Origin of the sequence: Oceanicola sp. S124 (genome assembly GCF_000220565.1) — a bacterium.
GTDB lineage: Bacteria > Pseudomonadota > Alphaproteobacteria > Rhodobacterales > Rhodobacteraceae > Pseudooceanicola.
The window spans coordinates 1-9,762 of the sequence record NZ_AFPM01000191.1; the positions used below are offsets into that span (position 1 = coordinate 1).

Genomic DNA, 9,762 nt, shown 5'->3' on the forward strand with positions numbered 1-9,762 from the left:
AGCGGCTGGTGATCCGCTGGCTCTATGCGCGCCCGCTGGAAACGCTGCTGGCGACCTTCGGCGTCTCGATCGCGCTGCAGCAGCTGGCCAAGAACATCTTCGGCACACAGGCCCGGCCGCTGACCGCGCCGGACTGGCTGAACGGATCCTGGGTGGTGAACGACATCGTCGGCATCAGCTACATCCGCATCGCCATCTTCGTGCTGGCGCTGATCTTCCTCGGGCTGTTCCTGTTCATGATGAAGAAGACCCGTCTGGGGCTGGAGACCCGCGCGGTGACCCAGAACCCGAAGATGGCGGCCTCGATGGGCATCAACCCCGACCGGGTCAACATGCTGACCTTCGGGCTGGGCTCCGGCATCGCGGGGATCGCGGGGGTGGCCATCGGCCTCTATGCGCAGGTGACCTCGGAAATCGGCCAGCAATACATCGTGCAGAGCTTCATGACCGTGGTCGTGGGCGGGGTCGGCAATATCTGGGGCACCCTGCTGGGGGCGACGATGATCGGCTTCCTGCAGAAGGGGATCGAGTGGTTCAACCCCTCCAACACCCTCGCCGCCCAGACCTACATGATCGTCTTCATCATCATCTTCATCCAGTTCCGTCCCCGGGGCATCATCGCCCTGAAGGGCCGCGCCGCAGGAGACTGAGCCATGATCCCGAAAGGCCGCCCCGCCAATCTCGACCGCCCGCCGCTGCCCGTGATCACCGGTGGCAAGCCCGGCTGTGCTGAAACCGGACCCGAGGAGCAGGACCAATGATCCCCTGTCCCGCCGCCTTCGCGCTCACCCTGATACCCGGCGCGCCCCTCGTGCATCATCAGGCTGAAAATACTCCGGGGGGGACGTGTCCGGCCCCCATCGAGGGCGCCGGACACGTGGGGGGCAGAGCCCCCCGGCGCCCCGACCGGCAGGGGACGAGCCCGGAAACCGGAGAGATGGCATGAGACAGAGCTTCATCGCCCGCAACCCCTCGATCCTGATCTTCCTGCTTTGCCTGGCGGTCTTCACCCTGGCGGTGACCTCGATGTCGCATGCCATGGGGGCGGGGGTGATCTCGACCTCCTTCGTCAAGACGCTGGGCAAGACGCTCTGCCTCTGCCTCGTGGCCATCGCCATGGACCTGGTCTGGGGCTACTGCGGTATCCTCAGCCTCGGCCATTTCGCCTTCTTCGGCCTTGGCGGCTACATGATCGGCATGTGGCTGATGTATGCCCGCACCGAGATCATCGTCGCCGAGAGCCTCGCCAATGCCGCCATCCCGCCGACCCCGCAGGAGGTCGTCGACGCCATCGGCACGCAGATCTTCGGCGTCGTCGGCAGCTCGGACTTCCCGCCGATCTGGCAGTTTGCCCATAGCCTGCCGGCGCAGCTGGCGCTGGTGGTGCTGGTGCCGGGCCTGCTGGCGCTGGTCTTCGGCTGGCTCGCCTTCCGCTCGCGGGTCACCGGCGTCTACCTGTCGATCCTGACCCAGGCGATGACCCTGGCCCTGTCGCTTTACCTGTTCCAGAACGAAAGCGGGCTGCGCGGCAACAACGGCCTCTCGGGGCTGCAGAACCTGCCGGGAGTCAGTGCCTCGCAGGACTGGGTGTCGCTGTGGTTCCTCTGGGGCTCGGCCCTGGCGCTCGGCCTCGGCTATGTGCTCTGCGCCTGGGTGGTCTCGGGCAAGTTCGGCTCGGTCATCCGCGGCATCCGCGATGACGAGGCCCGGGTGCGCTTCCTCGGCTATTCGGTCGAGGGCTACAAGCTGTTCATCTTCACCTTCACCGCGATCATCGCCGCCGTCGCGGGCGCGCTCTATTACCCGCAGGCGGGCATCATCAACCCGGGAGAGATCGCGCCCATTGCCTCGATCTACCTGGCGGTCTGGGTGGCCATCGGCGGACGCGGCCGCCTCTACGGCGCGGTGATCGGCGCGGCGCTGGTCAGCCTGGTCTCGACCTGGTTCACCGGCGGCATGGTGCCCTCGCTGCCGCTTGGCTTCTACACGGTCGACTGGGTTGACTGGTGGCTGGTGCTGCTGGGTCTCAGCTTCGTTCTGGTCACCCTGTTCGCGCCCAAGGGCATCGGCGGTCTGTTCGACCTGCTGTCCCGCCGCAGGGAGGTCGACCAATGAGCGCGCTTCTGGAAGTCTCCGGCATCTCGGTCACCTTCGACGGCTACAAGGCCATCCGCAACCTATCCTTCGAGATCGGCGAATGCGAGCTGCGGGCGATCATCGGCCCGAACGGGGCGGGCAAGACCACCTTCATGGATATCGTCACCGGCAAGACGAAGCCGGACGAGGGCAAGGTTCTCTGGGGCGAGATGTCGCGCAACCTGCTGAAGATGCGGGAATCGAAGATCGCCCAGGCGGGTCTGGGCCGCAAGTTCCAGCGCCCGACGGTCTTCGAGGACCAGTCGGTCGAGGACAACCTGCTGATGGCGCTGAAGAACCCGCGCGGCGCCTTCGCCTGCCTGTTTTACCGGCCCTCGAAGGCTGACCGCGCCCGGGTCGGCGAGCTGGCCGAGGAGGTGGGGCTGGCCGATCAGCTCTCGCGCACCTCGGGAGAGCTGTCCCACGGTCAGAAACAGTGGCTGGAAATCGGCATGCTTCTGGCCCAGGAGCCGCGCCTGATGCTGGTCGACGAACCGGCCGCGGGCATGACCCTGGCCGAGCGCGAACATACCACCGACCTGCTGGTGAACCTGGCGAAGACCCGCGCCGTGGTGGTGGTGGAACACGACATGGAGTTCGTCCGTCGCCTGAACTGCCGGGTGACGGTACTGCACGAGGGCTCGGTGCTGGCCGAGGGCTCGCTTGACCATGTCACCAAGGACCCGCGGGTCATCGAAGTTTACCTGGGGCGCTGAGCATGCTGGATGTGAAAGACCTTACCCTGCACTACGGGCAGAGCCAGATCCTGAACGGGATCGACCTGCAGGCGGCCCAGGGGCAGGTGACCTGCATCATGGGCACCAACGGGGTGGGCAAGACCTCGCTGCTGAAGGCGATCTCGGGAACGCACATGCGCTCGGGCGGGACGGTGGCGCTGGACGGCGAGGACCTGGGGCGGATGCCGGCGCATATGCTCGCCCGCAAGGGGATCGGCTACGTGCCGCAGGGGCGGATGATCTTCCCGCTGCTGACGGTGGAAGAGAACATGGAGACGGCCTTCGCCTGCCTGCCGCGCGCGGAACACCATATCCCCGATGAGATCTACGAGCTGTTCCCGATCCTTAAGGACTTCCTGCACCGGCGCGGCGGGGATCTGTCGGGAGGGCAGCAGCAGCAGCTGGCCATCGCCCGGGCGATGATCACCAAGCCGAAGCTGCTGCTGCTGGACGAGCCGACCGAGGGCATCCAGCCCAACATCATCCAGCAGATCGGCCGGGTGATCGAATACCTGCGTGACCGGGGCGACATGGCAATCGTTCTGGTCGAACAGTATTTCGAATTCGCCTACGCGCTGGCCGACAGCTTCTACGTCATGCGCCGTGGGGCGGTGACGGCCTCGGGCAGCAAGGCCGAGCTGAGCAAGGCCGCGCTGATGGCCGAGGTCTCGGTCTAGGCGCTATAGCCGTCGCCTGCCGGCGACACGTAGGGGGGGCGGGGGGCTCTGCCCCCCCTCCGCTGCGCGGTGTCCCCCCGGAGTATTTTCAGCCTGGTGATGATGCAGAGGGGATGCCAGTCTGGCGGTCTCGTTTTAACGCAGGGGCGTTGCACGCTCTCTATGGCGGAAGGAGGCCTCTATTCGGGCACTGTCCCGCATCATCACCAGGCTGAAAATACTCCCGCCGGAGGCGATCCCGGTTCCCGGCGGGCTCAGGCCTCGATCGAGATGGTGATCGGGCCGTCATTGGTCAGGCTGACCTGCATGTCGGCGGCGAAGCGGCCGGTTTCGACCGGCACGCCCTCTGTGGCCAGCGCCTGGGCGAAATGTTCGTAGAGGCGGCGGCCCTCGTCTGGGGCCACTGCGGCGGAGAAGCCGGGCCGGTTGCCGCGCGAGGTGTCGGCCGCCAGGGTGAACTGGCTGACCACCAGGGCCGATCCCCCGATGTCGCGGACCGAGAGGTTCATCTTGCCGGCGCCGTCGTCGAAGATCCGCAGCTTGGCGATCCGGGAGGCCAGCTTCTCGGCATTGGCCTCGGAGTCGCCCTGCATGGCGCAGACCAGGATCATAAGGCCCTGTCCGCACTGGCCGACCACTTCGCCCGCCACCTCGACCCGTGCCGAGGTCACCCGTTGCAGTACTGCGCGCATTCTGCTCTCCCTTGCCGTTCGCCCCGGCATAACCGATCGCGGCCTGCGGGGCGAGACCACCCTGCAGGCAAGATGCCGGTAACCCCCGCGCCCGACACTGAGGGTCATGCAACCGGGGAGGCAAGACCATGATCCGTTTCGACGACAGGACCTGGGGCCTTCTGGAAGAGCTGGAAGCCGCCCGCGAGGCGCTGGACCGCTGGCGTGGTGTCTACCTGGAGATGGCCTTGCGCCTCCGGCGGGGCCAGCGCAGCGGGCTGGTGACCCGGCAGGGCCATGACGAGAGCCATTGCCGGCTGGGCTGTTGCCTGGCGCAGCTGTCGGCACTTCATCCCGGGGATCCCTATCTGGCCGAGCTGTCGGAGTTGCACGCGGACTTCCACGCCTATGCCGATGCCACCTGCCGGATGATCGCCGCAGGCGAGGCCGAGGCGGCCATCACGGCGCTGACCGGGACCGAGTTCGAGGCCCGGCGCGGCGCCCTGACCGACCGTATCACCGAGCTGATCGCCTGGGCGGCCTGAGGCCGGGCCAGCTAGGGCGCGCTGGCCGCTGGCTTGGGAGAACCCTCGGCTGATGCCGGCACCAGGGTTGCGTCGGCGGGCGCGGGCCGCAGCTCGGCGGCGATGCGGGCGATCACCGGGCGGGCCTCGGCCAGCGTCATCCCCGTCCTCAGGCGCGCGTCGTAGAGCATTTGCAGCATCAGGTCGTCCTGCCCGGTCAGCAGGGCGAATTCGGCGTCGTCGTTGAAGATCGAGGGGCGCGCTTCGGGGCTGTCGTTGCGAAGGCCCAGACCCTGGGCGATTTCCTCGTGGAAGCAGGCCTCGCGCATCAGGGGCGGCAATTCGGCGCGCACCAGGGCGATGGCCGATCCGTAGCGCATCGGGGCGGTGGGGTCGGCGAAGCCCATGACCAGGCAGGGAATGTTTCGCGGCAGGTTGCGCAGCGTGGCGAGGGTGCCTGCCGAGAGGCCGGGTACCAGCCGGCCGATCAGTGAGAGGGCCTCGTCGCGGTCTGCTTCGCCCATCACCAGGACGTGGAAGTTCACCGCGCTGCCGGTCATCTGGATCGGATGCCCGGTGCTGCGCGCCAGCGGGCGCAGCACGGCGCGGTCCTCGGCCCGTGCCTCTTCCGCGACGGAGGCGCCGAAGACCGGGCGCAGCCGAACCGGGTCTTCCCATCGCAGCAGCCTGCCGGGCGCTGCCGCCCCCGAGGGCAGGGCGGCCCCCCGGGGGTATTCGTCGTAGAAGGCGATCTTCTCGAAATTGCGGGCCAGATCCGCCGCGTCGAAGGTGACGTCCCTGCCGCCATCCTGCCGCATCCGGTTGCGGGACAGATCCCGGGCCAGCTCGGCGCGGTAACGGGCGGCAAGGGCGCGGCTTTCCGCGCTGACTTCCGGCGGCGGGCTGGACAGGGTGCGGGGCACCGGGCGCAGGCTTTCACGCGGCGGCCCCGAGGGCGCGAGGAGCTCCGCGCAGCCAGCCAGGACGAGGGGCACGAGCAGCGCCGGGAGAAGGCGCCGGGCCTTGCGGACAACGGTGCCGGGGCGCTTTCGCCGCGGCGTTGCGCTAAGCCATGCTGCCATGCCGTTGCTCTCGCAACCGCGTCCCAGTGTCATTTGCCGGTTCCTGCCGATCCGCTGCTCTTGATTTCCCTTACGACAGGTTCGCCCTGTGGAAAAGCGCTGCCCCGCCGGGATCGCCCGGGGATTGAGCGGTCTCCCGCCGGTCTCTTCACGAAACGCGGGGTGTCGGGCGAATGCCCGTGATGACGCTGCGTCGTCCGAGGCGCGGTGCGACGCGGGCCGCGGGGCCGCAACCGGGGGAGGGGCCTGTCAGAATGGCCCTCAGCCATCCGATTGCGCCGCCGCTGCCAGGGCGGCGAGGCCGTCCGCCGCAGAACGGCGCCGCTTCTGGCTGGTCACGATCAGGGCCAGGGCCTCCTCTATCTCGTGCAGGGGCGAGACCGGCGCAGCGGCAGAGCGGAGTTCGGCCGGCTGTCGCTCCCACTGGGGCAGGGTTTCGACCAGCAGTTGCGAGATGATGACCAGCAGTCGCTTGTCGGTTTCCTGCAGTTGCCGAATGGCGGGCAGGGTCCGCATCACCGCACGCCGCCCGCGCACCAGCTTGGACAGGCGTGCCGTCAACGCGTCGTCGAGGCCCCGGGTCGCCCGGTCGCAGGTCGCCCCGTCGCGGGTCGCCCCGTCGCTGGCCTCGGGAGTGTTGCCCGCAACCAGATCCTCTGCGCGCAGCAGGCGCTGCCGCTCGGAGGCGGCGGCAATGCTGAGCGCCAGGTCATCGTAGTGCGCCAGGGAGGCCTCGTAGAGCTGGTCGAGATGGCGCAGGTCGTGCAGCATCCGATGCTCTTGCTGCAAGAGAGCGGCTGCCAGCGCGTCAAGGCCGTTGCCTTCCGCCTGTTGGCCGGGGGTGTGGACTTGGGGCGGACGGTGGCGGGCCCGAAGGCGTGTCCGAAGCTGGCTGCAGAACCCGGCCAGGGGCCTGAGCCAGCGCGCTTGCAGCCTGTGGGGACGCAGGCCGCTGCCCACCGTATCTTCGGCAATGGCCTGTCGCAGCCGTCGAAGCAGCGTGGCCGTGACTGCCGGATCGGCCTGCAACAGGGCCTCGGACATGCGCAGCGCGAGCCGTGCCAGGGCGGTTTCGGCCGTGGCTCCGAAGGTGGACACGGCGGTATGATCCAGCTGGGCCATGCGGTCCCTGATCTGGGTGCCGTAGTCGTCGGACATGTCCTCGAGCAACAGAAGGCTTTCGGCGGGCGAGGGCTCTGGCAGTTCGAGGCCGGTGACTTCCTCTACCAGCCTGCGGGCCTCGGTGGCCGCGGTGCGGATCCTGTCGGACATCATGACCTCCTTCCGGCGCGCGGTGTGCCGGCGGCCCCGGGGCGGACGTGCCGGCTTGCCCCATCCTGCGGCGACTTTTGTAACAGCCCGTGCCTGCGGTACGGGAAAAGACAGGCGATCGGCGAAAATGCTCCTGTCGCGGCGGGCTTGGGAAGACCGGTCGGGATGACGCGAGGCGGAAGAGATGGCTGCGGGCCCAAGTGGCCGCCTTTCGGTGACGTGGTCTGCACAGGTGCGCAGAGGGCGACCCATGCGCCGGTCTCAGGGACCTGAGGCAGGGAGGGGCCGTGCTTTCCCGAGGCTAGACCGGGCCGCTGCGAGGGGGAAGCCCCGCGGCGCGGATCCGATGAAATGTCGGAAAACTGTCACGAAAGCGGGCGCGGTGGCGAGGATCTCGGCGGACGGCACGGCACCAGGCGGCCGGGCACCAATGGCGCAGGCCTTGCGGGTCGGTCTCGAGGGCTGGTCCTACGGGCTGGCGGGCTGGCGGGCTGGCGGCTCAGCCGCGTCGCGAGCCGCCGCCGGGCTTGCCGCCACGCGGTCCGGAGGATTTGCCGGACGGTTTGCCCGCGGGTTTGCCGGAGGGCTTCCCGCTTGGCTTGCCGAAGGTCTTGCCGCCGCGTGGCTGGTCGCCGCGGTTGGTCCTGCCTGCAGGGCCGGTGTCGGTGGCTGCGCGCCGCGCTGGACCGGCTGCGCTGTCACCGCGTTGGCCGGGGCGCCTGCCGCCTGCGCCATCCTCTGCGCCGAAGCGATCCCGTGCCGGGGCGGCGCCGGCCTTGCCGAAGCTCTTGCCCTTGGGGGCCCCGCCGCGGAAGGAGCGCGAGCTGTCCTCGGCCCCGCCCGGTCCGCTGCGGAACTTGCCCGCCGAGGCTCCGGACCTTGATCCAGAGGGGTTTGCCGCCCCCCGGATGGCCCCGTCCGGCGCGCGTCTCGCCCATCGTCTTCGGCCGAGACGGATACGCCGCGAGCCCATCTTGCCCCCCGGCTTGCCGCCAGAAGGTCTGTCACCTGCCGGTTTGCCGCTGCCGGTCCTGGGTCCGGTCCTCGGTCCGCTCCGGCCTTGCTGACGAAGGTCGTCTGAGCTGCCGGCGCCGCCGATCACGCCACGCGGCGGACGGCCCTTGCGGGTGACGCGCCGGGCGGGGGCCTCGTCTTCGGGCAGTTCGATGCCGAGCTGGTCGCGCAGCACCTTGGGGCGGATCTCTTCGACCTCGCCGGCGGGCAGCTTGCCCAGAAGGAAGGGGCCATAGCTGACCCGGATCAGCCGGTTCACCACCAGGCCGACGGACTCCATGGCGCGACGGATCTCGCGGTTCTTGCCCTCGCGCAGGCCGACGGTCAGCCAGGCGTTGGCGCCCTGCTGACGGTCAAGAGAGACGGCCATCGGCTGGAAATGCTCGCCGTCCAGCACCACGCCCTCGCGCAGCGGTGCCAGGCTTTCGTCGCTGGGGTTGCCCTTGACCCGGACGCGATACTTGCGCACCCAGCCGGTCTCGGGCAGCTCGAGCTTGCGTTTCAGCGCGCCATCATTGGTCAGCAGCAACAGGCCCTCGGAATTGAGGTCGAGCCGGCCGACGGACATCACCCGTGGCAGGTCCTCGGGGAGGGCATCGAAGATGGTTTCGCGGCCCTGTTCATCCTTGGCGGTGGTCACCAGCCCGGTGGGCTTGTGATAGAGCCAGAGGCGGGTGCGTTCGGGCGGCCCGATGGGGCGATCGTCGACGAGGATGCGGTCGGCGGCGGTGACGTTCAGCGCCGGGCTGTCGATCTTGCGCCCGTTCACGCTGACCCGGCCTTCGGAGATCATGCGTTCCGCGTCACGCCGGCTGGCCACGCCGGCGCGCGCCAGCACCTTGGCAATCCGGTCGCCCGCAGGCGCGCCGCCCGCGCCGGAGTCCGCGGCCCCGGGGCCGCCTGCGGCGGGTTTCGCTGCGGCGTCGGATCTGGGGGCGGGGCGTTTGGGGTGCTTCGGGCTCATGTCCCGGCTCTAGCGCAGGTTGCGCGCTTGCGAAAGCCCGCATCTGCGGGCAGGAAGGGGCGATGCAGGGAACCAGACCGCAATTCAGCCCCCACATGCAGACCGCGCTGGACGAGGCGCGGGCCGCCGCGCTGCGCGGCGAGGTGCCGGTTGGCGCGGTGCTGGTGGCCCCCGGCGGAGAGGTCGTCGCGCGGGCGGGCAACCGCACCCGCGAGCTGAGCGATCCCACGGCCCATGCCGAGGTGCTGGTGATCCGCGAGGCCTGTGCGCGGGCCGGATCCGAGCGACTGCCGGGCCATGTTCTCTACGTGACGCTGGAGCCCTGTCCGTTCTGTGCCGCCGTGATCTCGGCGGCGCGGATCGCACGGCTGGTCTATGGCGCGGCGGATCCGAAGTCTGGCGGGGTGGCGCAGGGGCCGCGGGTCTTTGCCCATGCCCAGGCCCATCATGTGCCCGAAGTGCTGGACGGGATCGGCGCGGAAGACGCCGAGGCCCTGCTGAAGGCGTTCTTCGCGTCGCGGCGCTAGGGGCCATGGTGGTGGCGATGGATGGGGTGTCAGACAGGTAGGTGCAATGCCCCTGCCCGGGCTGCGGATGACGGGCGGGGCGTCTGGGGGGCGATGTCTTCGTCAAATCCGCGCAAGGCAGGGGGCGCTGCCCCCTCTTGAGCCCTGGCGGGCTCAAT

General features: G+C 69.2%; 10 protein-coding genes. 6 read left to right on the forward strand and 4 right to left on the reverse strand.

Annotated elements, in window-relative coordinates; genetic code table 11:
• The 4 genes from urtB to urtE all read left to right on the forward strand — a co-directional run.
• The coding region (gene urtB, locus OS124_RS0113595) for an urea ABC transporter permease subunit UrtB (RefSeq protein ID WP_010140254.1) at positions 1–650 on the forward strand (650 nt) is incomplete at its 5' end.
• Positions 651–942: 292 nt separating this feature from the next.
• Positions 943–2,115 (forward strand): urea ABC transporter permease subunit UrtC, encoded by a 1,173-nt coding sequence (gene urtC, locus OS124_RS0113605; protein WP_010140255.1) that lies wholly within the window; start codon positions 943–945, stop codon positions 2,113–2,115.
• Positions 2,112–2,852 carry an urea ABC transporter ATP-binding protein UrtD gene (gene urtD / locus OS124_RS0113610; RefSeq protein WP_010140256.1) on the forward strand — a complete coding sequence of 247 codons (741 nt, stop codon included), beginning with the start codon at positions 2,112–2,114 and terminating at the stop codon, positions 2,850–2,852. The genes urtC and urtD overlap by 4 nt, the downstream gene beginning before the upstream one ends.
• 2 nt (positions 2,853–2,854) lie before the next feature.
• Complete coding sequence (gene urtE, locus OS124_RS0113615; RefSeq protein WP_010140257.1) at positions 2,855–3,550, forward strand: urea ABC transporter ATP-binding subunit UrtE; 696 nt, start codon at positions 2,855–2,857, stop codon at positions 3,548–3,550.
• Between the two features lie 254 nt (positions 3,551–3,804).
• On the opposite strand, the gene dtd is transcribed toward urtE, so the two are convergent.
• Complete coding sequence (gene dtd, locus OS124_RS0113620) at positions 3,805–4,242, reverse strand: D-aminoacyl-tRNA deacylase (protein WP_010140258.1); 438 nt, start codon at positions 4,240–4,242, stop codon at positions 3,805–3,807.
• A gap of 128 nt (positions 4,243–4,370) precedes the next feature.
• On the opposite strand from dtd, the gene OS124_RS0113625 reads away from it, so the two are divergent.
• Positions 4,371–4,766 (forward strand): hypothetical protein, encoded by a 396-nt coding sequence (locus tag OS124_RS0113625; protein WP_010140259.1) that lies wholly within the window; start codon positions 4,371–4,373, stop codon positions 4,764–4,766.
• An 11-nt stretch (positions 4,767–4,777) separates the two neighbouring features.
• Here the strand turns inward: OS124_RS0113625 and OS124_RS24680 are convergent, their stop codons facing one another.
• The 3 genes from OS124_RS24680 to OS124_RS0113640 all read right to left on the reverse strand — a co-directional run bounded on the left by OS124_RS24680 (position 4,778) and on the right by OS124_RS0113640 (position 9,077).
• Positions 4,778–5,827 (reverse strand): DUF2927 domain-containing protein, encoded by a 1,050-nt coding sequence (locus OS124_RS24680; protein WP_083834639.1) that lies wholly within the window; start codon positions 5,825–5,827, stop codon positions 4,778–4,780.
• A gap of 261 nt (positions 5,828–6,088) precedes the next feature.
• On the reverse strand, positions 6,089–7,099 hold the full coding sequence (locus OS124_RS0113635) for a toxic anion resistance protein (protein ID WP_029375428.1): 1,011 nt from the start codon (positions 7,097–7,099) through the stop codon (positions 6,089–6,091).
• Positions 7,100–7,598: 499 nt separating this feature from the next.
• The gene (locus OS124_RS0113640; protein WP_010140262.1) at positions 7,599–9,077 is read right to left on the reverse strand and encodes a pseudouridine synthase; all 1,479 of its coding nucleotides are present in this window, start codon (positions 9,075–9,077) and stop codon (positions 7,599–7,601) included.
• 62 nt (positions 9,078–9,139) lie between these two features.
• On the opposite strand from OS124_RS0113640, the gene OS124_RS0113645 reads away from it, so the two are divergent.
• Complete coding sequence (locus OS124_RS0113645) at positions 9,140–9,604, forward strand: nucleoside deaminase (protein ID WP_010140263.1); 465 nt, start codon at positions 9,140–9,142, stop codon at positions 9,602–9,604.
• Positions 9,605–9,762: the final 158 nt, after the last annotated feature.

Excerpts from the sequence above, each read along its gene's own strand:
- OS124_RS0113645 (WP_010140263.1), top strand. The coding sequence starts at position 9,140 with ATGCAGGGAACCAGACCGCAATTCAGCCCCCACATGCAGACCGCGCTG.
- OS124_RS0113635 (WP_029375428.1), bottom strand. The coding sequence starts at position 7,099 with ATGTCCGACAGGATCCGCACCGCGGCCACCGAGGCCCGCAGGCTGGTA.
- urtD (WP_010140256.1), top strand. The coding sequence starts at position 2,112 with ATGAGCGCGCTTCTGGAAGTCTCCGGCATCTCGGTCACCTTCGACGGC.
- urtC (WP_010140255.1), top strand. The coding sequence starts at position 943 with ATGAGACAGAGCTTCATCGCCCGCAACCCCTCGATCCTGATCTTCCTG.
- OS124_RS0113640 (WP_010140262.1), bottom strand. The coding sequence starts at position 9,077 with ATGAGCCCGAAGCACCCCAAACGCCCCGCCCCCAGATCCGACGCCGCA.
- OS124_RS0113625 (WP_010140259.1), top strand. The coding sequence starts at position 4,371 with ATGATCCGTTTCGACGACAGGACCTGGGGCCTTCTGGAAGAGCTGGAA.
- OS124_RS24680 (WP_083834639.1), bottom strand. The coding sequence starts at position 5,827 with ATGGCAGCATGGCTTAGCGCAACGCCGCGGCGAAAGCGCCCCGGCACC.
- dtd (WP_010140258.1), bottom strand. The coding sequence starts at position 4,242 with ATGCGCGCAGTACTGCAACGGGTGACCTCGGCACGGGTCGAGGTGGCG.
- urtE (WP_010140257.1), top strand. The coding sequence starts at position 2,855 with ATGCTGGATGTGAAAGACCTTACCCTGCACTACGGGCAGAGCCAGATC.